The sequence below is a fragment of the Aeromicrobium sp. genome (genome assembly GCF_049587115.1).
Lineage (GTDB): Bacteria > Actinomycetota > Actinomycetes > Propionibacteriales > Nocardioidaceae > Aeromicrobium.
On record NZ_JBAVDI010000064.1, the window covers coordinates 15296 to 37452 of the forward strand.

The 22157-nt window shown below is 67.4% G+C and carries 24 protein-coding genes and 2 rRNA genes; all 26 read right to left on the minus strand.

Going from position 1 to position 22157, the window contains the following annotated elements; genetic code table 11:
- Positions 1-9 precede the first annotated feature (9 nt).
- Positions 10-753 carry a maleylpyruvate isomerase family mycothiol-dependent enzyme gene (locus tag WB461_RS06460; RefSeq protein ID WP_423851903.1) on the minus strand — a complete coding sequence of 248 codons (744 nt, stop codon included), beginning with the start codon at positions 751-753 and terminating at the stop codon, positions 10-12.
- Positions 754-843: 90 nt separating this feature from the next.
- Entirely contained in the window at positions 844-1434 is a 591-nt protein-coding gene (locus WB461_RS06465; protein ID WP_423851904.1) for a TetR/AcrR family transcriptional regulator, read from the minus strand.
- A gap of 88 nt (positions 1435-1522) precedes the next feature.
- Positions 1523-1969, minus strand: coding sequence for an AMP-binding protein (locus WB461_RS06470; RefSeq protein ID WP_423851905.1), 447 nt, complete (start codon positions 1967-1969; stop codon positions 1523-1525).
- Positions 1970-2689 (minus strand): enoyl-CoA hydratase, encoded by a 720-nt coding sequence (locus tag WB461_RS06475; RefSeq protein WP_423851906.1) that lies wholly within the window; start codon positions 2687-2689, stop codon positions 1970-1972. It lies immediately after the preceding gene.
- A gap of 158 nt (positions 2690-2847) precedes the next feature.
- Positions 2848-4173: a ribosome biogenesis GTPase Der gene (der, locus tag WB461_RS06480; protein WP_423851907.1), complete on the minus strand. Its 1326-nt coding sequence runs from the start codon at positions 4171-4173 to the stop codon at positions 2848-2850.
- Complete coding sequence (locus WB461_RS06485; protein ID WP_423851908.1) at positions 4166-4855, minus strand: lysophospholipid acyltransferase family protein; 690 nt, start codon at positions 4853-4855, stop codon at positions 4166-4168. The genes der and WB461_RS06485 overlap by 8 nt, the downstream gene beginning before the upstream one ends.
- Positions 4852-5514, minus strand: coding sequence for a (d)CMP kinase (gene cmk / locus WB461_RS06490; protein ID WP_423851909.1), 663 nt, complete (start codon positions 5512-5514; stop codon positions 4852-4854). The genes WB461_RS06485 and cmk overlap by 4 nt, the downstream gene beginning before the upstream one ends.
- Positions 5515-5537: 23 nt before the next feature.
- Positions 5538-6602, minus strand: coding sequence for a prephenate dehydrogenase (locus WB461_RS06495; RefSeq protein WP_423851910.1), 1065 nt, complete (start codon positions 6600-6602; stop codon positions 5538-5540).
- Positions 6599-7333: a pseudouridine synthase gene (locus tag WB461_RS06500; protein ID WP_423851927.1), complete on the minus strand. Its 735-nt coding sequence runs from the start codon at positions 7331-7333 to the stop codon at positions 6599-6601. The genes WB461_RS06495 and WB461_RS06500 overlap by 4 nt, the downstream gene beginning before the upstream one ends.
- On the minus strand, positions 7317-8042 hold the full coding sequence (gene scpB / locus WB461_RS06505) for an SMC-Scp complex subunit ScpB (RefSeq protein ID WP_423851911.1): 726 nt from the start codon (positions 8040-8042) through the stop codon (positions 7317-7319). Before scpB ends, WB461_RS06500 begins: the two co-directional genes overlap by 17 nt.
- The gene (locus WB461_RS06510) at positions 8035-8940 is read right to left on the minus strand and encodes a segregation and condensation protein A (RefSeq protein ID WP_423851912.1); all 906 of its coding nucleotides are present in this window, start codon (positions 8938-8940) and stop codon (positions 8035-8037) included. The genes scpB and WB461_RS06510 overlap by 8 nt, the downstream gene beginning before the upstream one ends.
- Positions 8937-9260, minus strand: coding sequence for a hypothetical protein (locus tag WB461_RS06515; protein ID WP_423851913.1), 324 nt, complete (start codon positions 9258-9260; stop codon positions 8937-8939). The genes WB461_RS06510 and WB461_RS06515 overlap by 4 nt, the downstream gene beginning before the upstream one ends.
- Positions 9245-10093 (minus strand): ParA family protein, encoded by an 849-nt coding sequence (locus WB461_RS06520; protein ID WP_423851914.1) that lies wholly within the window; start codon positions 10091-10093, stop codon positions 9245-9247. Before WB461_RS06520 ends, WB461_RS06515 begins: the two co-directional genes overlap by 16 nt.
- Before the next feature lie 44 nt (positions 10094-10137).
- The gene (xerD, locus tag WB461_RS06525) at positions 10138-11076 is read right to left on the minus strand and encodes a site-specific tyrosine recombinase XerD (RefSeq protein WP_423851915.1); all 939 of its coding nucleotides are present in this window, start codon (positions 11074-11076) and stop codon (positions 10138-10140) included.
- Positions 11073-11684, minus strand: a complete 612-nt coding sequence (locus WB461_RS06530) for an NUDIX domain-containing protein (RefSeq protein WP_423851916.1) — start codon at positions 11682-11684, stop codon at positions 11073-11075. The genes xerD and WB461_RS06530 overlap by 4 nt, the downstream gene beginning before the upstream one ends.
- Positions 11681-13357 (minus strand): CTP synthase, encoded by a 1677-nt coding sequence (locus tag WB461_RS06535; protein WP_423851917.1) that lies wholly within the window; start codon positions 13355-13357, stop codon positions 11681-11683. Before WB461_RS06535 ends, WB461_RS06530 begins: the two co-directional genes overlap by 4 nt.
- A 143-nt stretch (positions 13358-13500) precedes the next feature.
- Positions 13501-14382, minus strand: a complete 882-nt coding sequence (locus WB461_RS06540) for a copper transporter (RefSeq protein WP_423851918.1) — start codon at positions 14380-14382, stop codon at positions 13501-13503.
- Positions 14379-15527, minus strand: a complete 1149-nt coding sequence (gene steA / locus WB461_RS06545; RefSeq protein WP_423851919.1) for a putative cytokinetic ring protein SteA — start codon at positions 15525-15527, stop codon at positions 14379-14381. The genes WB461_RS06540 and steA overlap by 4 nt, the downstream gene beginning before the upstream one ends.
- A 116-nt stretch (positions 15528-15643) precedes the next feature.
- The gene (gene recN / locus WB461_RS06550; protein ID WP_423851920.1) at positions 15644-17329 is read right to left on the minus strand and encodes a DNA repair protein RecN; all 1686 of its coding nucleotides are present in this window, start codon (positions 17327-17329) and stop codon (positions 15644-15646) included.
- On the minus strand, positions 17329-18246 hold the full coding sequence (locus tag WB461_RS06555) for an NAD kinase (protein ID WP_423851921.1): 918 nt from the start codon (positions 18244-18246) through the stop codon (positions 17329-17331). Before WB461_RS06555 ends, recN begins: the two co-directional genes overlap by 1 nt.
- A complete protein-coding gene (locus WB461_RS06560; RefSeq protein WP_423851922.1) occupies positions 18243-19088 on the minus strand; it encodes a TlyA family RNA methyltransferase in 846 nt (281 codons plus the stop codon). Before WB461_RS06560 ends, WB461_RS06555 begins: the two co-directional genes overlap by 4 nt.
- A 25-nt stretch (positions 19089-19113) precedes the next feature.
- Entirely contained in the window at positions 19114-19356 is a 243-nt protein-coding gene (locus WB461_RS06565) for a hypothetical protein (RefSeq protein WP_423851923.1), read from the minus strand.
- Positions 19353-20363 (minus strand): HAD-IIA family hydrolase, encoded by a 1011-nt coding sequence (locus WB461_RS06570; RefSeq protein WP_423851924.1) that lies wholly within the window; start codon positions 20361-20363, stop codon positions 19353-19355. Before WB461_RS06570 ends, WB461_RS06565 begins: the two co-directional genes overlap by 4 nt.
- A gap of 118 nt (positions 20364-20481) precedes the next feature.
- On the minus strand, positions 20482-21465 hold the full coding sequence (locus WB461_RS06575) for a tetratricopeptide repeat protein (RefSeq protein ID WP_423851925.1): 984 nt from the start codon (positions 21463-21465) through the stop codon (positions 20482-20484).
- 77 nt (positions 21466-21542) lie between these two features.
- Positions 21543-21659, minus strand: a 5S ribosomal RNA gene (rrf, locus tag WB461_RS06580).
- Between the two features lie 101 nt (positions 21660-21760).
- Positions 21761-22157, minus strand: a 23S ribosomal RNA gene (locus tag WB461_RS06585); the annotation flags it as partial.

Consider the following 22157-nt stretch of genomic DNA (forward strand, 5'->3'; position numbering starts at 1 on the left):
CTGATCGGTCTAGAACGGGACCTGGGTGGCCATCAAGCCGGTGCCTGTCCCTCGACCCGCCAGCTTGCAGCAGAACTCGATGGCGTCCATCCAGATCATCGAATCTCCCGTGTACTGGGAGCTGGAGCAAAAATGGCCGCCCGCGGGTCCGCTGAGCTCCAGCCGGTAAGAACGGCCGTGGCGCTCAGCCCATTCGTGTACCACGTCGCCGACGATCGCACCATCGTGATCGCTCGTGACCTCAGGCTCGCGACCGGTGGCGCGGGCGATGTCGATCCGATGCATCCACGGGTCCCGAGTCAGCACCACGTCGATGAGATAACCGATGGTCCACGCTTCTTCCTGACCGTTCACGATCTGATTGACCGGGAACGTGCGTCGTCGGATCGAGAGGGGAGTCAGGTGCCTCCCGCGAGCCGCCTTGTGGCCGATTCGGCGGGCAGCGTCGACTATCTGTCTCGGGCTGAAGTTGTCACGTTCACGCACTTGGAGCGCGGTGAGGGCGTCGAGCGGCGAAACCCCGTGCCGTTCGGCATCGGCCGAAGCGATCGACTGTTGCCTGGACGCCTCCCGAGGGTTCGATGCCATGGCTGCCATGCCGATCATGTGACAGGCCATCTGGCGCACATCCCAGGCAGGGCAAGCCGTGGGGCGTTTCCAGTCGTCCGGCTCGAGGTGAGCGAGCTGCGCGGCCATCCGGTCGTACTCGGTCCGCGCGAGGCGCATGGCCTGCGGGCGGGCTATCCGAGACATCCGGGGCGCCGGCTTCGTCTGCGTCTGACCGACATGAGGTGAAGGTGCTGTAAACATTGGGAGTCCTTTACCAAAAAGTGAAGCTGCTATCTAGCGAAGACCGACAGCGTCGGCCCACATGTCCACGGATCGGTCCAGCAGATCCGAGTAGGTTGTGCCCCCGGGATCGTTGGCGAAGTGCTGGTTGACGACGCCGCTCACCAGAGCAAGCAAGATGAGATGGTCCTCGGACGAGACGCCAGCGGCCTGATGAATCTCGGCCGAGCGCTCGACGACGCGCAGCGACGGGGCGAACGACCGCGCAGTGGGCTCGAAACCGACCAGGATGCGTTGGTTCATCAGCTGGTAGCGGGCCAGATCGGCCACCGCGAAATCGAAGAAGTGTCGGACCATTTGTTTGACTGCCAGCCGCGGTTGCCCGGAGAGATTCGCCCAGCGTGCGAGTGCCGACTCCTCAAAATCGCCCCATGCCCGAGCGAACATCTCGTCGTAGATCGCGTTCTTGGACTCGAAGTGCGAATAGAGGGAGGGCGCCTGCATTCCCACCTTGGCAGCGATCTGTCGCAGGGTCAGCGATGCGAGCCCGACCTCCCCGGCGACCTCCCACGCAGCGTCGATGATCTCGCGACGCGTCAACTCACGACGTTCGGCAACTCGATCACGAATAGGCCCGTCTAACATGGTTAGGAGAATTCTCCTCATCACCCAACCTGTCAAGGGCGCACGAAATCCGCCTCAGGCGCTTGCCTCCGGGCGGATGCAAGCTCGCTTAGCTGATCACGCCACCGGCCTCGAGTATCGAGAAGATGTCAGCGTAGGCGTGGCGCATCAGCGATTCGTAACCCTCGGCATCCTCATCAGGTGCCGGCGCGGGGTCCGTGCGGCCGGCCCTGATCATCAGGTCCCAGGGCACCTCGGTGTCGGGGGTGCGGAGCGCCGGCGGGGACCCGCTGAGCTGGAAATCAGCTCCGGCGCGTGGCAGAACACCGATCCGCGCACTGGCCAGAAGGGCGATCGTCAGCTCCCGCGAGTCCGGCAGGTCGAGGTGCAGGAGCGCGCCAGGAGCCAGACCGAGATTGCGCAGAGCACCCGCGATAGACGCCGATTCGTGCAGCAGCTCGGCATACGACATCGCGCCACGCTCGTCCAGGATGGCCGTCTCATCGGCAAGGCCGTGGATGACGTGCTGGTCGAGCACCCGGAAGATCAGACTCATTCAGCGTCCCTCGAAGACCGGCGGACGCTTCTCGATTCGCGCGGTGGCGGCCTCGCGGACGTCAGCACTGGCCCACACGGCGGTGAAGCTCGCCTCGATGGCCGCATCGTCGGCTCTCGACCCATTGAGAATTAGCTTGTTGTGCGCAAGCGCGAGAGGCGCCAACACAGCGATCTCCTGGGCCCAGGCCTGCGCATCGGCCAGCGTGCCCTGACGGTCAGCCAGGCCCATGCCGATCGCCGTGTTTCGGTCGAAGGTCTCGGCGGCAAGCATCAGCCGACGCGCAGGGCCGGCGCCGGCGAGAGCGCTGAGTGTGCGGATCGTCCAGGCGTCGACCGCCATGCCATTGCGGGCAGTCGGAACGGCGAACTTTGCAGTCTCGTCAGCCACCCGCAGGTCGCACGCGATGGCGAGCTGGGTGCCGGCTCCGATCGCGGGTCCGTTGACCGCAGCGATCAGCGGCACGGGGACCTCCGCCAGCCGATGCAGCATCGCATAGAGCGCGTCGAGGAACTCCGGGCCGTAGACACCGCCGAGGTCTGCGCCAGAACAGAATGCGCTGCCGCGGCCGGTGATGACTATCGCTCGCGCTCCCCCTGCGACGGCATCGTCCACCGCGCCATGGATGGCCTGGCAGAGCTCGAGGTTCAGCGCATTGCGCCGGTCCTCGCGCTGGAGTTCGAGGACGGCGACGGGGCCGTCCATGGTCACACCGAGCATGGGTCTCCTTCAGGTTCGCGACCACGGTATCTGGCCTCCGACGGCGCGCGACGGCTGACCGCCGCTGTCACCGCCGAACCAGCGGCCAACCACCCATCGGCCGGCAGAGCGCACATCGCGTGTGTGCCGACCTCGCCGTGCGGCTTGGCCAGGGCCGATCAGCGCCGCTCGCGCTTCTTCCGCGGACGCTGCTGCAGGTGGATCGGCGATCCGATGAACCCGAATTCCTCGCGAAGCCGACGCTCGATGAACCGCATGTACGACGCCTCGAGCTTGCCAGAGGTGAACAGCACGAATGTTGGCGGTGAGGTCGACGCCTGGGTCCCGAACATGATCTTGGACTGCTTGCCACCGCGCACGGGGTGTGGGTGCTCGGCAACCAGACGTCCGAGGAAGCTGTTCAGCGCCCCTGTGGTCACCCGCGTCTCCCAGCCCTCGAGGGCCGCGTCCAGCGCGCGGACGAGCCGGTCCACGTGCCAGCCGGTGCGCGCGGTGATGTTGATCGTGGGAGCCCAGGGCACCTGCACGAGCTCACGCTCGATCTCCCGGTCCAGGTAGTAGCGGCGCTCCTCGTCGACCAGGTCCCACTTGTTGAACGCGATGATCAGCGCCCGCCCGGCCTCGGCGACCGTGCTGATGATGCGGGTGTCCTGCTCGGTCAGCGGCACACTGCCGTCGATGATGACGACGGCGACCTCTGCGCGGTCGATCGCCGAGCTCGTGCGCAAGCTGGCGTAGTACTCATGTCCGGACGCGTCGCGCACACGACGTCGAATGCCGGCGGTGTCGATGAAGTTCCAGGTGCGCCCACCCAGGGTCACGATCTCGTCGACCGGGTCGACCGTCGTTCCGGAGGCGTCGTCCACCACGACCCGCTCCTCGCCAGCGAGGCGGTTGAGCAGGCTGGACTTGCCGACGTTGGGCTTGCCGACGATCGCGACCCTGCGCGGGCCCTGTGGGGCGTCGAAGTCCTCCGGGGGCGGATCGGGCAGCGCATCGATCACGGCGTCGAGCATGTCGCCGCTCCCCCGCCCATGAAGGGCAGATACGGGATACGGCTCGCCCAGTCCCAGGTTCCACAAACCGGCCGCCTCGGCCTCGGCACGCTGATCGTCGACCTTGTTGGCGGCCAGCACGACGGGCTTCTTCGCAGCACGCAGGATGCGGACGACCTTCTCGTCGACGTCGGTGATGCCGACCGTGGCGTCCACGACGAAGAGCACGGCGTCGGCCACCTGGATGGCGATCTCCGCCTGCGCCGCGATGCGCTCGGCGAGTCCGCGCGCGTCCGGGTCCCAGCCCCCCGTGTCCACCACCGTGAAGGCGCGCCCATTCCAGACCGCGTCGTAGGACACGCGGTCGCGGGTCACGCCGGGAACGTCTTCGACGACAGCCTCCCGGCGACCGATGATGCGGTTGACCAGGGTGGACTTGCCGACGTTGGGGCGCCCGATCACTGCGAGAACGGGTACGGCCTCAGCCATCAGATGATCCTGTCGGAAGGGGGCCCGGAAGCTCGCGCCGGAGCGCGGCCGTGGACCGGGAGACATGGGCACGCAGGTGGTCATGGATCTGATCACCCGCGTCTGCCATCATCCCACGATCTCGGGGCCAGACCCGCATCGGCAGCTGGATGGGCTTGCCGTACACCACGTCCAGCCGCGCGCCCTTCTCCGGACGCGCATCGGCAGGCTCGCCGGACTGACGAGTGCCGATGATCGCGACCGGCACCACCGGGGCCCCGGAGACGAGCGCCAGATACGCCACCCCACCCTTGAACTGTGTGAAGTCGCCCGCCCCCCGGGTGGCCTCGGGATAGATCAGGACCGCCTGTCCTGCTGCGAGCGACTCGGTCGCGCGCCGCAACGCACCGGTGTCGTTGCGGGTGCGGCTGACCTTGATCTGTCCGACGAACTTCATCAGGTGCTTGGTGCGTCCCTGGAACTCCTCCTCCTTCACCAGCGCATGGGTCGGCCGCGGGGAGGTGGCGAAGAGGAGCGGTCCGTCGAGCCACCCGATGTGATTGCTGGCGAGGATCACCGGGCCAGACGTCGGCACGTGGCCCGCACCTCGGATGCGGACGTCCCAGCGCCGGGTGAAGTACGGCCGCACCAGACGTCGCATCAGGCGCAGCCCCCCCTCGGGCAGACCGCCGGCAGAGGTCATCGTGCCTCGTCGACGATGTCAGCGATCGCCCCGATGACCTCGTCGAGGGTGAGGTGCGTGCTGTCCACGACGACCGCACCGTCGGGCTTGGCCAGCGGTGACGCTGTCCTGGTCGAGTCGATCTCGTCGCGTCGGGCCAGCGCCAGCTCGGTCGCCGCGGCATCCGCAAGTCCGGTCTCGGCGGCCCGCCGGGCAGCACGCGCCGACGGATCAGCGATCAGATAGATCTTGACCTGCGCGTCCGGGGCCACGGTGGAGCCGATGTCACGCCCCTCGACCACGATTCCACTGCTCCCGCGGATCACCGTTCGTTGCAGGTCGACCAGCAGCTCACGAACCCGCGGCACAGCCGCCACGAGGCTGACCGACCCGGTGACCTCGTCGCTTCGGATGGGTTCGGCGACGTCCGTGGCGTCGACGTGAATCGTCGGTGCATGCGGATCGGTGCCCGACACCAGGCGTACGTCCTCGGCAGCCCGGCCGACCGCCGCGGAGTCGAGCAGATCGACTCCGCGCTCGAGCAGCGCCCACGTCATGGCGCGATACATCGCACCGGTGTCGAGGTAGTCAAGCGACAGCCGCTCCGCGACACCTCGGGACGTGCTGGACTTGCCCGACCCAGAAGGTCCGTCGATCGCCACGACCAGGCTCTTGCTCACGTGTCCCACTCCTCGCTGCTCTTCTATCGGTACGCGGACCAGCCGCGGGCGGTCAGTGCCTCGACGAGCGTATCGGCCGAGGCCACCAGCACGGCGATCTCGACCTGGCCGACGGGACGGCCGAGCTCGTGGTCGATGCGAATGTCCTCGATGTTGACCTGCGACTCCCCCGTGTGAGCCATGAGCCGCGACAGCTCGCCGGGATGGTCGGGTACCGACACGAACACCGTCGCGAGCTCGGCGTCCTTCGCACCATGCTTGCCCGGAATCAGGCGTGTTCCGTCCTGGCCCGACTGCAGCACTCGGCCGAGTCCGTCCGCGTCCGCACCGATCGAGTCGATCACCCGGTCAAGATCCTCGCGCACGTGCTGCAGCACGATGCGGACCTGATCGGCATTCGAACCCAGGATGTCCTGCCACAGGGAGATGTCACTGCCAGCGATCCGAGTGACGTCTCGCAGGCCGGGACCGGCGAGCGCGAGGTGCTCGTCCGGGGCTCCCTCGAGCCGGGCCGCCGCGAGCACCGACAGGACATGCGGGACGTGCGACACGACGGCGACGGCGCGGTCGTGCGCCGCTGCGTCCATCACGAGCGGCACGCCGCCGACGAGATCTGCGAGCGCAACCACCAGGTCGCTGGCCGCCTGATCGGTGTCGGGCGTGGTCGTCACGGCCCACGGCCGACCTTCGAACAGGCGGGACGACGCTGCCATCGGTCCGGAGCGCTCGCTGCCGGCCATCGGGTGGCTGCCGACATAACGGGCGCTGCCCTCCAGCTCCGCGATGCGCGCCTGGAGACCGGCCTTGACGCTCGCGACATCTGTGATGGTCGCGGAGGGCCAGGTCTGGAGAGACCGCTGCACCGTGGCAACAACCTCTGCGGGAGGCACCGCAACGATGACCAGGGACGGAGAGTCGATCGGGTCGGCGGTGCCCGCACCACGGGACACCGCGAGCTCCAGGGTCGAGGATCGGATGTCTTCCAGGTGCACCCTGATGCCTGCCTCGGTGAGTGCGAGCGCGGCGGACGTCCCGATCAGGCCGCAGCCGATCACCAGGACCGGGCCGGGCATCGCGGCGGACGTCATCCCTCAACGCTATCGAAGAGCGCGCCGAGCTCGTCGCGGGTCAGGTCGCGCATCGCCCCCGACGCCACGCCGCCGAGGTGCAGAGGACCGAAGGCGGTGCGGGTGAGCTCGAGAACCGGGTGGCCCGCGGCATCGAGGAGGCGCCGCACTATCCGATTGCGGCCCATGTGGATGTCGAGCTCCACCAGCGATCGACCCCGGGAGGTGTCCTTGACCTGGAACCGGTCAACCTGGGCGGGCCCGTCGTCGAGCTCGATACCGGCTTTGAGTCGAGCGCCGAGGGCATCGGTCACTGTGCCCTCGACCAGTGCGATGTACGTCTTGGTGATCTCGAACGATGGGTGCGCCAGCTTGTGAGCGAGATCGCCGTCATTGGTCAGGATGAGCAGGCCCGACGTGTCGGTGTCGAGCCTCCCGACGTGGAAGAGTCGGTCCTCGCGACCGGCCACGATCGACGACAGATCAGGTCGACCGCGCTCGTCGGCCATCGAGGTGACGACTCCGCGCGGCTTGTTGAGAACCAGGTACGCGTGGTCATTGGGTGCCGGAATGCGCTTGCCGTCGACACGGATCACGTCAGTCATCGGGTTGACGCGGGCCCCCATGATGTCGATGATCTCGCCGTTGACCTCGACGCGGCCGCCGGCGATCATGTCGTCGCAGCGGCGTCGGCTGCCCAAGCCTGCCTGGGCCAGGACCTTCTGCAGCCTGATCTCAGCCACGGGCGTCATCATCCGAAGCCTCGGCGTCCTGGCTGTCGCCGTCATCGGTTAGGGCGTCGGCCGAGTCGCTCGTCGCCTCGTCGTCGATCGGGTCCTGCCCGCTCAGCTCGCCGAGGACCGCTTCGGCGTCGACCAGCCCCTCGTCGTCCATGTCCTGGAGCTCCGGCAGATGGCCGGCGATGTCGGGCAGCTCACTGAGGTCACCCAGGCCCATTCGCTCCAGGAAGTAGCTGGTGGTGCGGTAGAGGATCGCGCCGCTCTCGGCATCTATCCCGTCCTCCTCGATCAGCCCACGTGTCACCAGGGTCCGGACCACACCGTCGACGTTGACGCCACGGATCGCCGATATGCGCGAGCGACTGATTGGCTGCCGATAGGCCACGACGGCCATGGTCTCCAGCGCTGCCTGAGTCAGTCGGGCCTGCTGCCCGTCGAGGATGAAGCGCTCCACGGCACCCGCGAACTCCTCGCGGGTGAAGAACCGCCAGCCGCCAGCGATGTTGCGCAGCTCGAACCCGCGGCCCTGGTCGGTGTACTCCGAGGCCAGCTCGACAAGAGTCTGCTCGACGTCGGTGGGAGGGTGCCCGACCGCTTGCGCCAGCGTCAGGTGATCCAAGGGCTGGTCGGCCACCATGAGCACCGCCTCCAGCGCGGGCCGGATGTCGAGCATCTCCAGCTCCAGCTCGTGCGGGCCGGTGGGAACGTGCTGGTCAGTCATCAATGCTCTCAGGGGGGTCGGTGGTCTCGGTGAGGTCCTGGCGCTCGGGTTCGCCCGGTTCGGGAACGGCCGCCAACGGCATGTCGCCGGCCGATCCCGTTGGCTCGTCGAACTCCTCGCCGACGTCGATGTCGCCGTTGTCGGTGCCGGTCCACCGCACGTGCAGGTCGCCCAGCGGCGTCGCCTGCTCGAAGGCGATGACGCCTTCACGGAAGAGCTCGAGCACGGCCAGGAATCGTGCGACCTTGGTCATCAGGTCCGGCGCATCGGCAGTCAGCGCACGGAAGGTCATCTCCCCGCGGCGGCGAAGCTGGTCGACCACGAGGTGGGCCTGCTCCCGCACGCTGACCTGCGGCGCGTGCAAGTGAGTCAGGGACAGGATCGGGACGGGCTTGGCCTCGAAGGCCGCAGCGGCCAGCTGTGCCAGTTCCTGCGGTCCGACCGAGATGAGCACCTCGGGGAGCAGGTCGGCAAAGCGGGGCTCCAGCGACACGATCCGGGGGAAGCGCTTCTGCTCCTTCGCCAGCCGCTCGGCGATGACCCGGGCCACCTGCTTGAACGCCCGGTACTGCATCAGCCGGGCAAAAAGCAGGTCCCGGGCCTCCAGCAGCGCGAGATCCTCCTCGTCCTCGACCTCGGCCTGCGGCAGCAACCGGGCCGTCTTGAGGTCGAGCAGAGTCGATGCGACCAGCAGAAAATTCGTGGTCTGCTCCAGGTCGTCGCCCAGCGCCTTGATGTACGCGATGAAATCGCCGGTCACCTTCGACAAGGCGACCTCGGTGATGTCGAGCTGGTGCTTGGAGATCAGCTGCAGCAGCAGATCGAAAGGTCCCTCGAAATTCGTGAGGTCGACCGAGAAGCCGACCGGTGCGGACTCGTCGACGTCCGCGACGGTCACGTCTGGCTCAATCGCCGGGCAATGTCGCTCTGGGTGCCGTGGGCATCCAGATCGGCCAAGGCCATCGCCAGCGCTGCGCGGACGAAGCGTCCGCGATCGACGCTGCGACCCAGCTCACTGCGCAGCTGGAAGCGCGCCTGCTCCACTGCGAGGAGCTCGGCGGCCGTGACGTACACGGTCATCTTCTCGTCGTGCTTGACCCGACCGCTCGCTGGCAGCGGCGCGTCGGCAGTGTCAGCCTCGGCTGACTGGGGCGCCGCCGACGGTGCCGTGGCACGAAAGAGCTCGTCCGCCCCCGGCATGTTCACGCGTCGGGGCATCGAACAAGGACCTCCTTCGCGAGCTGACGGTAGGACTCGGCGCCCGGGGATGTCGTGGCGTACTCCGTGATCGGCTCACCGGCAACAGTCGAGTCGGAGAACTTCACGGTCCTGCGGATAACGGTGTGGAACACCAGGTCGCCCCAGCCCTCCACCAGGGTCGCCAGGACCTCCTTGCCATGCAGCGTGCGGCTGTCGTACATCGTGCCGAGCAGGCCGATGATCTGCAGCTCGTCATTGGTGCGGTCGCGCACCTTCTCGATCGTGTCCTTCAGCAACGCGACTCCACGCAGGGCGAAGTACTCGCATTCCAGTGGGATCAGCACCCCGTCAGCCGCGGTCAGCGCGTTGACGGTCAGCAGGCCCAGAGAAGGCTGGCAGTCGATCAGGATGACGTCGTAATCCATCCGGATCGGCTTGAGGACGCGCGCCAGCACCTGTTCGCGGCCGACCTCGGTCACGAGGCGCATCTCGGCCGCCGACAGATCGATGTTGGACGGAACCAGGTCGAGCCCGTCGACCGCGGTGGGCATGATCAGGTCCTTGACCGAGATCTCGCGGTCCATCAGGACGTGATAGATGCTCTGCTCGAGCTCGTGTGCGCTGATGCCCAGACCGACGGTCATCGAACCCTGCGGGTCGAAATCAACCAGCAGCACCTTGCGTCCGGTCTCGACCAGCGCGGCACCGAGGTTGATCGTGGTCGTCGTCTTGCCGACGCCACCCTTCTGGTTGCACATCGCGATGATGGCCGCCGGCTTGCCCGCCTTGCGCGGCTTGGGTGTCGGGAAGTTTGGAAGGGGCCTACCGGTCGGTCCCAGCTCGTTGCTCATCAGCTACCCCTGCACTCGACCGTCGGACGAGCGTCACTCTACCGTCAAGAGTCGACTTGTCGCGCCGCCCTCGGGTGGGCTGTCGCATAAATCTCGCGGAGCTTCTCGACCGTGACGAGGGTGTAGATCTGAGTCGTGGTCACCGAGGCGTGCCCCAGCAGCTCCTGCACCACCCGCACGTCGGCACCACCGTCGAGCAGATGGGTCGCGAACGAGTGCCGCAGCGTGTGCGGCGAGACGTCCACCGTCAGGCCGGCTCGCTTGGCCGCTCTCGTCAGGACGGTCCAGGCGCTCTGCCGGGAAAGCCGTCCACCTCGTGCATTGAGGAAGACGGCGGGCGTGCTGCTGCGGACCGAGACCAGTGCGGGTCGAGACGCGGCAAGGTAGTCGACCAAGGACTGGCGGGCGTAGGAGCCGAGGGGCACGATCCGCTGCTTGCCGCCCTTGCCACGCAGCAGCACGGTCGACTCCTCGAGATCCAGATCGTCGATGTCCAGTCCCACCGCCTCGGAGATCCGCGCGCCGGTTCCGTAGAGCACCTCCAGCAGTGACCGATCGCGAGCCGAGAGGGTCGTGCCCGGCGAGCCTGCCGCATCCAGGATCGACTCGACGTCCGACAGAGGGAGCGCCTTGGGCAGTCGAGACGCAGGCCGCGGGGGCTTGATCGCCGTCGTCACGTCGGTCGGCACGATCTGCTCACGGAGCAGGAAACGATGCAGACCTCGCACCGTGACGATCGTCCGGGCCGCGCTCGCGGTGCCAAGCGGAACGTGCTCGGAATCTCCTGTTCGCAGCGACCCGAGGAACGCAGCGATGTCTGCTTCGGTGATGTCGGCCGGCGAGCTCAGCTCGCGGGTATCGAGGAACTCGAGGTAGCGACGCATGTCCCGGCGGTACGAGCGCAGGGTGTTGTCGGCCAGTCCGCGCTCGACCCCGAGATGGCTCAGGTAGTCGTGGACGCCTCGCTCCACTTCGGTCGTCATCTGCTGCGCAACGCCTGCTCCGCCAGCACACCGGCCACCGTCAGCGAATCAGCGATACGGCCGGCCAGGATCGACTCGACGACCTGGTCGAAGGGCAGCCACCACTGCATCATGTCGGCTTCCTCTGCCTCGCGGGTCGTGCGATCCTCGTCCGGCAGCGCACTGAGCCCGGTCGCCCTGAACACCTCCCACCCTTCGGTGGAATAGCCGGGCGTCGCGTACAGGTGCAGGATCGATTCCCAGTTCTCGGCGACCACGTCGGTCTCCTCGGCCAGCTCGCGTGCGGCAGCGTCGACGGTGGACTCACCGACGACGTCGAGCGTGCCCGCGGGCAGCTCGAGCAGTCGGCGTCCTACTGGGTGGCGATACTGCTCAACCAGCAGCACCCGGTCCTCGTCGTCGATCGCCAGCACCGCGATCGCACCGTTCGGCTGCACGACGGCCCGGTCGTGCTCACCGCCGGCCGGATCGACGATCGTGTCGACCCGCAGCGCGACGTAGGGGCTGTCGTACTTGGTGTCACTGGAGCTGACCGGCCAGGACTGCGCCGAGTCGCTCAGCGTGGTCGGGTCGGCGAGCTCACCCGGCAGACGGGGGTGAGCCGTCATGCGTCGGCCTTCTCCTGCTCGTCGACCGGAAGGCGCAGCTCGAGCTGGCGGGCCAGTGCCGCCCCGACCAGCCCGGAGAACAACGGGTGCGAGCGAGTCGGGCGCGATCGCAGCTCAGGGTGCGCCTGGGTCGCGACGTAGTAGGGATGCACGTCGCGCGGCAGCTCGACGAACTCGACCAGGTTGGCATCCGGAGAGGTTCCGCTGAAGACCAGTCCGGCCGCCTCCAGCTGTGCCCGGTAGGAGTTGTTGACCTCATACCGGTGACGGTGCCGCTCCTCGACCTTGTCGGCACCGTAGGCCTCGGCCACGATGCTGCCCGGCTTGAGCTGTGCCGGGTAGAGGCCCAGACGCATCGTGCCGCCCAGGTCACCCTCGCCCTCGACGATGGTGAGCTGCTCGTCCATCGTGGCAATGACGGGGTGACGGGTATTCGGGTCGAACTCTGATGAGCTCGCCCCGTCGATACCGGCGACATTGCGTGCGTACTCGATGACCATGCACTGCAGGCCCAGGCACAGGCCCAGCACAGGGATCCTCCGTTCGCGGGCGTACGTCAGGGCGCCCAGCTTGCCCTCGATGCCCCGGATGCCGAATCCACCGGGCACGCAGATCCCGTCGACGTCGTGCAGGTTGTGAGCTGCCCCGGCAGCGGTCTCGCAGTCGTCAGACGGCACCCAGCGCAGATTGATCCGTGCGTCGTGCGCGAAACCACCGGCACGCAGTGCCTCGCCGACCGAGAGATACGCGTCGGGCAGGTCGACGTACTTGCCGACCAGCGCGATGGTGAGCTCCTCGGACGGGTGGTGCACGCGACGCAGCAGCTCGTCCCACTGGGTCCAGTCGACATCGCGGAACGGCAGGTCGAGCCGGCGCACGACGTAGGCGTCGAGGCCCTGACTGTGCAGGACCTTCGGGATGTCATAGATCGACGGCGCGTCGCTCGCGGTCACGACGGCTTCTTCGTCGACGTCGCACATCAGCGAGATCTTGCGCTTCATGCTGTCCGGGATGTCTCGATCGGCGCGGCACACGATGGCGTCGGGCTGAATGCCGATCGACCGCAGCGCCGCGACCGAGTGCTGGGTCGGCTTGGTCTTGAGCTCGGCGGACGGACCGATGTAGGGAACCAGCGAGACGTGCAGGAAGAACACATTGCCCCGCCCCACGTCGTGACGGACCTGCCGGGCCGCTTCCAGAAACGGGAGGGACTCAATGTCACCGACGGTGCCGCCGATCTCCGTGATCACGACGTCAACATCCGGACCGGCCATCGCGCGGATTCGCGACTTGATCTCGTTGGTGATGTGCGGAATGACCTGCACCGTGTCGCCGAGATAGTCTCCGCGCCGCTCCTTGGCGATCACCTCGGAATAGACCTGTCCGGTGGTGACATTGGCCTTCCCGGACAGGTCAACGTCGAGGAAGCGTTCGTAGTGGCCGACGTCGAGGTCTGTCTCGGCGCCGTCGTCCGTCACGAAAACCTCGCCGTGCTGGAACGGATTCATCGTGCCGGGATCGACATTGAGGTACGGGTCGAGCTTTTGCATCGTGACCCGCAGACCGCGGGATTTGAGCAGCCGCCCCAGACTCGAGGCGGTCAGACCCTTGCCGAGCGATGACGCCACCCCGCCGGTGACGAATACGTGCTTGGTAACCGCGCTGCCTGCCAAGGTGACTCCCGTGGTCGAAAACCGATGTCGAGCGCTCCCGATGCCGAATGGCATCATGCCTCCACGGGATTCCAGCCTACCAACACGAACCGGCTTATGGACAACGACACACGTGTCGGATCTCCCACACCGGTGTGTTCGTACTACTCGGGCACCGCACCGCTGGAGCTGCGCGACGTCCCCCATGACCCGGGGCGGCCGTCGGCCTGGGCCGCCGCGGCGAGGACCGCGATGACTCGACCGGCTGCGCTGTCGGTCACGTCGACCGTGGTGATCTCGGTCGCGGAGTCACCGTCGCGCACGGCCTTGACCGCTCCCCCATCGGTGCTGGACGAGGACGGTCCGGTCACCACGATGCCCTTGCCACTGTCCTTGAGCGCTGCGGCGAGGGCTGCGATGACACCGCTCTGGTCGGCACCGTCGGGCTGCCCGGGACCGGCGATCAGCACTGCGAGAGTGGCGATCTTCTTGGGATCGGCCGGAGTGGTGACGAGCTTGCCCTCGACGAACGCCGAGCGGATGGTGCTGGCGGTCTGGTCCGGCGCGACCGCCTTGTCGCCGACGTAGGCACGGCCCAGCGCAGCACCGATCCGACCGTAGCTGTCACCCGCCTCGTTGACGCCGGGCACCTTCGGTGCGGACTGCTGCGCCACGCCCTCGGCGAACTGCCGCCCCGCTGAGTCGAGCATCCTGCCGGTCAGATTGACCCGTCCCGCAATCTCCGCCCCGGCCTGCTGAAGCGTCGACGTGACGCCCTTGGCCTCGGCGGCGCTCGTGCCCGGCACGGTCAGAACCAGAACGGTCTGACCAGCGAGCTTGTTCTTGAGCAGGCCCGGCGAGGTACGCGCCGCGTAACCGGCGTCGAACGCCGCCAGGGCCGGATCGACGGTCTGCTGCTGGGAGTCGCCTGCACCGCGCAGCGTGGTTCCGGTGTCGTCGAGCGGGCCCGAGCCCAGCGCGACCCCGGCCGCGAGGGCAATCAGGATCGCCGCGAGAGAGACGAGGTGGAAGCGAAAGTTGATCACGAGAAGAGTCCTTTGATCCAGGTGCCGAGGTCGGCGAGCTGACCGCCGAGTGAGTGGTACCAGTCCTGACCGACCGGGGTCACCGCGATGGCGACCGCCACCGAGACGACGCCCGCGACGAGCAGCAGCAGGGCGGGCCACAGGGCATGCCGCTTCGAGGTGAAATGGATTACTGCCTTGGCGTCGACGATCTTGGCGCCGGCGCGGAGGCGGGCAACAAACATCCGGGCCACATCGGCCGGTGGGCGCTCGAGGAAGGTGGACAGCGTCGGAGGCGCGCCGACGTGCACGATGACCGCCGCCTCGTTGGTGTCGGCCAACAGGATCGCGAGGTCGTCGTCGGAGCCGCTGGAGACGAACGTCACGATCTCCTTGCCGTGTCGTTCAAGCCGTTCTGGTCGATCGACCGTGCCCGAAGCCGTCGAGACGACGACCTCCCCAGCGGCCCTGATCGCAGCGTCGGAGAGGTGGTCGAGATGGCCGACCACGATCGCCGGCTCGTATCCGGCCTTGAGCAGGACATCTGCTCCCGGCCCGGCGCCGATCAGGATCGGATCGCTGTCATTGATGTATCGCCGCAATCCGCGCAGATCCGCGGCGTCGTCGTACGCGCGAGACACGACCACGACGGCCCTCCCCCGCAGCTTGGTCCGCAACCGCGGCACATTGGCTCCGGCGAGGAGCATCGACTGCTCGCGCTGGATGTGGTCGCTGGCGTTGGCGGACAGCGAATCGAGCTTGGTGGCGAGGCTGGACTCGGCCTGGGCCAGGTCCGACGTGGCCCGAGCCTCATCGAGCTCGACGCCGGTGAGCACGACGATCTCCTGGCGGAGTATGCGGCCGTCCTCGATGCGCACCCGCTCGCCGTTCTTGAGCTTGCTCCAGATCTCGTCCGACGGGACGTCGACCAGCAGGATGCCGGCGCGGGAGAGCATCTGCGGTCCGACGTTGGGGACGCGTCCGCTGCTGGACCTGGATGCGTTGAGCACGGCTCGCACGCGTTGGTCGATCAGCTGTTGCGCCTCACGGGCGTCGAGCTCGGGCAGGTCGACGACTGCGACGTCTCCCGCGCGCAGTGCGGCGATGAGTCGCCTGCTGCGTGCGAGTCGCACGGTTCCGACGACCCCGCTCGCGTCCTGCGACATGGGGGTCTTTTGCTTTCTGATGGCCATCGCCACCCATGCTCCCCGCTGCGAGTAGCCGATTTGCGCGCTGCGTCGGCGTGTCGGCTGGTTAGGCACTCTCACAGGTCGCGCTCAGGTCAGGATCGAGCCAGCTCCAGCAGCTCGCGGGCGTGCGCCTGAGCCGTGGCAGAGTCCTCCTGGCCAGCCAGCATTCGAGCCAGTTCGTCGACTCGGCTGGCATCGTCGAGCCGGATCACCGAGCTGCTCGTGACTGTGCCGTCGTCATCCTTGGTCACCACGAAGTGGTGGTTGGCGAAGGCTGCGACCTGCGGCAGGTGGGTCACCGCAATCACCTGCGCATGCTCGGCAAGTCGGGAGAGCCGGCGACCGACCTCGACCGCCGCCTTGCCGCCGATTCCGGCATCGACCTCGTCGAACACCAGGGTCGGGACCGTGGTCTCGTCGGCCAGCACGACCTCGAGCGCCAGCATCAGCCGAGAAAGCTCACCGCCACTCGCGCCCTTGTGCAGAGGTCGTGATCCCGTGCCGCTGTTGGCGGCGAACAGCAGCTCGACCTCGTCAAGGCCGTGCGGGCCGGGAACTGCGTCCACCGCTGTCGTGACCTGCACCTCCAGTCGTGCCGAAGGCATCGATAGCTGCGCGATCTCCTGGTCGACCAGGACGGCAAGCCGGGCCGCCGACGCTGAACGGATCGAGGACATCTCGGCCGCCAGCCTTCTGACCTCGGGTCCCAGCTCAGCCTGCTCGACCTCGAGTGCGGCGATCGACTGATCATCGCTGCCCAGCTCGCCGAGTCGCGCAGCTGCCTTCTCGGCCCAAGCCAGGACGTCGTCGACGGTCGGGCCGTACTTGCGCTGCAGGCCAGCCAGGGCGGCACGCCGCTCCTGGAGCGTCGCGAGGCGTTCGGGATCGAGCTCGACACCGGCTGAGTATGCACCGAGCTCGGCGCCAACGTCGTCAAGCAGGATGCCCAGCTCGAGCACTCGCTCACCAAGTTCATCGAGGGTCGGGTCGTGACCCGCCGCCTCACGAAGCGCCCCAGACGCTGCTGCGACCTGGGTGCGAGCAGCATCGAGGTCCGCCTCACCGGCGAGCGCACGGTGCGCCTGGTCGGCTGCGCGGGCCAACGCCTCGGAATGCGCGAGTCTGCTCTCCTCGATCTTGAGCTGCTCGTCCTCGCCGACCTGCGGGTCAACCGCCTGGATCTCGTCCAGACCGTACTGCAGGACGTCGAGCTCACGAGCTCGCTCCTGAGCGTGCGTCCGCAGCTCGTCGAGGGTGCGCTCGACCATGCGCCACCGGGCGTGGACCGGGGCGTACGCCTGTGCCGCCTCGACGAATTCGGTGCCGGCGAATCGATCCAGCGCGGCGCGCTGCTCGGACGGCCGCAGCAGCCGGTGCTGGTCAGACTGACCGTGCACGGCAACGAGCTCGTCGGTGACCTCCGTCAGCAGCGCCGCCGGGACCGTTGCGCCACCGGCAATGGCCCGCGATCGTCCCTGCGCGGAGAGCACGCGCCCAAGGATCACGACGTCGTCGTCGATACGCCCACCGGCCTCTTCGACCGCAGAGACAGCGCGCGCACCGGACGGCACGCCGATGCTTGCCTCGACCCGCGCCTGGTCGGCGCCGCGGCGAACCAGTCCGAGGTCGGCCCGGTCGCCGCGAAGCAGCCCGAGCGCAGTGACCACCATGGTCTTGCCGGCCCCGGTCTCGCCCGTGATGACCGTGAAGCCGTCGGAGAGCTCAAGCTCTGCGGAGTCGATGACACCCAAGGACGACAGGCGCAGGTGCTGCCACATCAGGCACGCTCCTCTCGCTCGCGTTCAGCTGCGCCGCGCCAGCCGTTGACCGGCAGGTCGAACTTGCGCACGAGCCGGTCAGTGAAAGATGCGGGCCGCAGACGAGCCAGTCGCACTGGGGTCTGCCCCTTGGTGACCTCCACCCGGGCGCCGACCGGCAGGTCGGCAGCACGCCGACCGTCGCACCACAGCACACCGGTCGAGTGCTCGCCGACGATCTCGATCGCCAACGTCGAGTCCGGTGACACCACGAGCGGCCGGGCGAACAGCGCGTGGGCGCTGATCGGCACCATCAGCAGCGCCGACACCCCGGGCCACACGATGGGGCCACCGGCACTGAAGTTGTACGCCGTGGAACCCGTCGGCGTCGCGCACACCACGCCATCGCAACCCCAGCGAGACACGGGTCGCTTGTCGATCTCGACAACGATCTCCAGCATCCGCTCGCGAGCGGCCTTCTCCACGGATGCCTCGTTGAGGGCCCAGTTGGTGGCGACCACGTTGCCGCCCACCGTGACCGAGACATCGACGGTCAACCGCTCCTCGACGGTGTAGCTGCTGTCGACGACCCCGCGGACGACATCATGCAGATCCTCGACGTCGGCTTCGGCCAGAAATCCCACATGCCCGAGGTTGACCCCCAGAACCGGGGTGTCCGTGCCGCGACACATCTCCGCAGCACGCAGAATCGTTCCGTCCCCGCCGAACACCACCGCGAGCTCGCAGCCTGCTGCGGCACCGGGAGTGGCCTCGACGATGCCGTGGGCGTCGAGCCCAGCATCCCGCAAGGTTGCGGCCTCAGCGTCCAGGACGCACACGTCGACCCCTTCAGCCTGGAGATCGGCGGCGAAGGCCGCCGCCACCTTGGCGGCCTCCTCACGGGCGATGTGGACGATCAGCAGTACACGTCGGCTCACGGTCGGGGCTCCTGGGCGGTGTGGGTCAAGGGCCCAGCAGCGACGACCGCGTGAGCGGCCTCCTCGCTGGGTGGGTCGGCATCGCTGCGCAGCCAACAGAAGTACTCGACATTGCCAGCCGGTCCTGGCAGCGGGCTGGGCGCGAGCGCCCGCGTGCCCCAGCCGAGGTCGAACGCTGACCGGCATACTCGATGCACGGCGTCGGCGTGCAGCAGCGGATCGCGAACGACACCGTTCTTGCCGAGATTGCTGCGGCCGACCTCGAACTGCGGCTTGATCATCAGCACGATGTCACCTCCACCCTCTGGACTGCTCGGCCGGCACACCCGCGTCAGCGCGGGCATCACCACGGTAAGGGAGATGAAGGACAGATCGGAGACGATCAGGTCGACCGGCCCGCCGATGTCGTCCGGTTCGAGGTTGCGGACGTTCGTCCGGTCAAGCACCACGACCCGGTCGTCGGACTGCAGGGCCCACACAAGCTGGCCGTAACCGACGTCCACCGCGACGACCTGTCGGGCGCCCTTGCGCAGCAGCACGTCGGTGAAGCCGCCGGTCGAAGCACCAGCATCCAGGCAGCGTCGGCCTTCGACGCGTAGCCCGAGCGGCTCGAACACCGTGAGCGCACCCAGCAGCTTGTGCGCGCCGCGCGAGGCATAGGACGGCTGGTCGTTCGCGCGCACCACGATGGCCTGATCAGTGGTGACACCGGTGGCGGCCTTGGTCGCGACCGATCCCGCGACCTTGACCTGACCCTCCTGGATCAACGATCCTGCGTGCTCACGCGATCTCGCCAGCCCGCGGCGAACGAGCTCGGCGTCGAGCCGCAGCCTTCTGCTCATCGGGGGCCACCGGATGCTGTGGCGGTCATGGACTCTCCGCGACGCCCTCGTCACGGCCGGCATCGGCGAGGGATTCGCGAAGAACCCGATGAATCGCGTCGAACTCCTCGGGATGGCTCGTGATCTCGCGCGCTGAGATTCCGTCCAGGCGCCCGAGCGCCTCGTCGATCTGCAGGTGGCCGGTCGGCACGATCGCCGACGCCAAGTCACCAGCCGCCACAGGGTTGGCGGGATCGATCTGACTGTCGTCGCCGTAGGTCTGGCTCATGCAACCAGTGTCCCATCCACAGTCATGCGCAGGTCGGAGCCATCGCGCAACGACCAGGCGAGGCCCACGATCGCCCGCAGTGCCTCGGTGCTGCGCCGATCGGCCGTCTCGACCGTGATCGTGCCATGTCGCGCCGTTGCGAGGGCCTCACCGCATCGCGCGCGGTCACCATCCAGCACGACATCGGAGTGAGACTCATTGAGCCCGGACAGGTCAAACGACACGAACGTCGGCCGACGCCCGGGTGCGGCGTCGACGATGTCCTGCACCGAGCTGACCCCGGTCAGCACCGCCAAGCTGTCCACCCCGGCGTTGATCGCACCGTCGATGTCGGTGTCCAGCCGATCTCCCACCATGAGCGGGTGCGCGCCGCCGACCCGTTCGACCGTCTCGTCGAACAGCGGCTGCTCGGGCTTGCCCGCCACGATCGGGTTGGCTCCGGTCGCGCTGCGGATCGTCTGCACCAGCGAACCATTTCCCGGCGCCATGCCCCGCGGCGTCGGCATCGTCATGTCGGTGTTGCTCGCGAACCATGGCAGCCCCGCCTGGATTGCGAAGGAAGCCTCGGAGAGCTGGCGCCAGCCGATGTCAGGGTGAAATCCCTGCACGACAGCCACCGGCGCATCGTCCAACGACGTCACGCACCGCAGCCCGCGCTCCTCGAGCGGCACCCTCAGGCCATCTCCGCCGACCAGCAGGACGGCAGATCCGCTCGGCACGGCGTCTGCGACCAGATGAGCCACGGCCTGCGCGGAGGTCACGATGTCGCCGTCCTTGACGTCGGGCATCGACAGGCCCCGGAGATGCTCGGCCACCTCGCGCGGGGTCCGCGAGGCGTTGTTCGTGATGTACGCCAGTCGCATCCCGTTCTCCCGGGCCAGCTGCAGCGACTGCGCGGCACCTTCGACAGCGTCCGGGCCGACATAGACGACTCCGTCGAGGTCAAGCATCGCCAGATCGTACGTCGCGCTCAACGGTGCAGAGGTCGACGCCAGTCCCGATGTCATGCAGTCGAGGCTACCGCCGGGACTGGGATCCATGTTGTCGGTCATGGCATGACGATGCCGCCCGCCGAGGACGGGCGGCATCGGTCACATCGTGCGGTGTGCAAAGGTGACGCCAGGTTCAGCCCTGTGGACGCTTCTCCAGGGCCGCGACGCGCTCCTCGGCATCGGTCTGAGCGTTGCCGTCGACCGCCACGGTGCGGTGGAACCACTCGATTGCCTCTTCGCGTCGTCCCGCGTCGAGCAAGGCATCGGCATATGCGTAGCGCAGCCGGGGCACCCAGTCTCCGCGACCCTTGGTGTGCAGCGGCTCAGTCTCAAGCAGGCGGATGGCGGCATCAAACTGTCCTTGGTCCCGGCGCGCACCAGCCACCACGATGGACAGCTCGATCTGGCCGGCATCGTCCAGCTGGCTACGGATCTCCGTCGAGTCGTAGGCAATGGCCTTGTCCGGACGCTTCAGAGCCCGCTCACAGTCGGCCATCATCGGCGCATACAGATATCCCCCGGTCATCCGCCGAGCAGCGCGGAACTCCGACAGCGCCTCGGCGAACTTGCCCGCTGCGTAGGCGGTCTCGCCGCACGCCTCTCGGACCAGGCCGGTCCTGGTCGCACGCGCCTTGGCAGCCAACGCGTGCAGGTGAGCGGTCTCCGGGTCCTCCACCATCAGCAGGCCGGCCATCACGAGGTGACGGGCTACCTTGTCGGCGAGCTTCTCCGGCAGGGCCTGCAATGCCTGGCGAGCATGCTTGTCCAAATCCTTTGCGCTGACGTCGTCCGGGATCGGCGGGCCGTCGTAGATCTTCTGGGCGGCCGTGCGATCGCCTTCCTCCTGGCGACGGTCGCGCCGGGCCTCGTAGGGCTTGCCGTCACGGCGTGGCGTCGTCGGCTTGCCATCTCGGCGGGCCGGGGCAGGCTTGCCGTCACGGCGATCGGTCGGCTTGCCGTCACGGCGATCGGTCGGCTTGCCGTCACGACGCGAGGGGGCACCGCTGCCACGCTGATCGCGTCCTTGGCTTGCGGGTCGGCCTCCGCGGCCGCTTCCGCCAGCTCCTCGGCCAGCGGGCTTCCCACCGTCTCGGCGGGGGCTTCTCGACTCTGCCATGAGCCGTTCCTTCCATCAAACTTGCTCGAGAAATGCAGCGAGGCCGCTCCCGAAGGAGCGGCCTCGCGCTAAAAATTGTCCGGCGACGTCCTACTCTCCCACACAGTCTCCCGTGCAGTACCATCGGCGCTGAAAGGCTTAACTTCCGGGTTCGGAATGTAACCGGGTGTTTCCCTTTCGCCATGGTCGCCGAAACTCTATTGAGATATCAACAAAACCTTGGAGCCCTCTCGGGCTTTCCGGCTCCCGAACATATCTCGGGAACCTCACAGTGGACGCGGTGTACATCTTTGTAAGAAACAAGCCCTCGGCCTATTAGTACCGGTCGGCTCCATGCATTGCTGCACTTCCACCTCCGGCCTATCAACCCAGTGGTCTGCTGGGGGCCTTACCTGGTAAACCAGTGGGAAACCTCATCTTGAAACACGCTTCCCGCTTAGATGCTTTCAGCGGTTATCGCTTCCGAACGTAGCTAACCAGCAGTGCTCCTGGCGGAACAACTGGCACACCAGAGGTTCGTCCATCCCGGTCCTCTCGTACTAGGGACAGATTTTCTCAAGTTTCCTACGCGCGCGGCGGATAGGGACCGAACTGTCTCACGACGTTCTAAACCCAGCTCGCGTGCCGCTTTAATGGGCGAACAGCCCAACCCTTGGGACCTGCTACGGCCCCAGGATGCGACGAGCCGACAT

Excerpts from the sequence above, each read along its gene's own strand:
- der (WP_423851907.1), bottom strand. The coding sequence starts at position 4,173 with ATGGCTGAGGCCGTACCCGTTCTCGCAGTGATCGGGCGCCCCAACGTC.
- WB461_RS06520 (WP_423851914.1), bottom strand. The coding sequence starts at position 10,093 with ATGAGCAACGAGCTGGGACCGACCGGTAGGCCCCTTCCAAACTTCCCG.
- WB461_RS06500 (WP_423851927.1), bottom strand. The coding sequence starts at position 7,333 with ATGACGCCCGTGGCTGAGATCAGGCTGCAGAAGGTCCTGGCCCAGGCA.
- WB461_RS06470 (WP_423851905.1), bottom strand. The coding sequence starts at position 1,969 with ATGAGTCTGATCTTCCGGGTGCTCGACCAGCACGTCATCCACGGCCTT.
- steA (WP_423851919.1), bottom strand. The coding sequence starts at position 15,527 with ATGTCGCAGGACGCGAGCGGGGTCGTCGGAACCGTGCGACTCGCACGC.
- scpB (WP_423851911.1), bottom strand. The coding sequence starts at position 8,042 with ATGACTGACCAGCACGTTCCCACCGGCCCGCACGAGCTGGAGCTGGAG.
- WB461_RS06465 (WP_423851904.1), bottom strand. The coding sequence starts at position 1,434 with ATGTTAGACGGGCCTATTCGTGATCGAGTTGCCGAACGTCGTGAGTTG.
- WB461_RS06460 (WP_423851903.1), bottom strand. The coding sequence starts at position 753 with ATGTCTCGGATAGCCCGCCCGCAGGCCATGCGCCTCGCGCGGACCGAG.
- WB461_RS06475 (WP_423851906.1), bottom strand. The coding sequence starts at position 2,689 with ATGCTCGGTGTGACCATGGACGGCCCCGTCGCCGTCCTCGAACTCCAG.
- WB461_RS06575 (WP_423851925.1), bottom strand. The coding sequence starts at position 21,465 with ATGGCAGAGTCGAGAAGCCCCCGCCGAGACGGTGGGAAGCCCGCTGGC.
- WB461_RS06560 (WP_423851922.1), bottom strand. The coding sequence starts at position 19,088 with ATGAGCAGAAGGCTGCGGCTCGACGCCGAGCTCGTTCGCCGCGGGCTG.
- WB461_RS06495 (WP_423851910.1), bottom strand. The coding sequence starts at position 6,602 with ATGACGTCCGCCGCGATGCCCGGCCCGGTCCTGGTGATCGGCTGCGGC.
- xerD (WP_423851915.1), bottom strand. The coding sequence starts at position 11,076 with ATGACGACCGAAGTGGAGCGAGGCGTCCACGACTACCTGAGCCATCTC.
- recN (WP_423851920.1), bottom strand. The coding sequence starts at position 17,329 with ATGTGGCAGCACCTGCGCCTGTCGTCCTTGGGTGTCATCGACTCCGCA.
- WB461_RS06530 (WP_423851916.1), bottom strand. The coding sequence starts at position 11,684 with ATGACGGCTCACCCCCGTCTGCCGGGTGAGCTCGCCGACCCGACCACG.
- WB461_RS06565 (WP_423851923.1), bottom strand. The coding sequence starts at position 19,356 with ATGAGCCAGACCTACGGCGACGACAGTCAGATCGATCCCGCCAACCCT.
- WB461_RS06485 (WP_423851908.1), bottom strand. The coding sequence starts at position 4,855 with ATGACCTCTGCCGGCGGTCTGCCCGAGGGGGGGCTGCGCCTGATGCGA.
- WB461_RS06515 (WP_423851913.1), bottom strand. The coding sequence starts at position 9,260 with ATGCCCCGACGCGTGAACATGCCGGGGGCGGACGAGCTCTTTCGTGCC.
- WB461_RS06570 (WP_423851924.1), bottom strand. The coding sequence starts at position 20,363 with ATGACATCGGGACTGGCGTCGACCTCTGCACCGTTGAGCGCGACGTAC.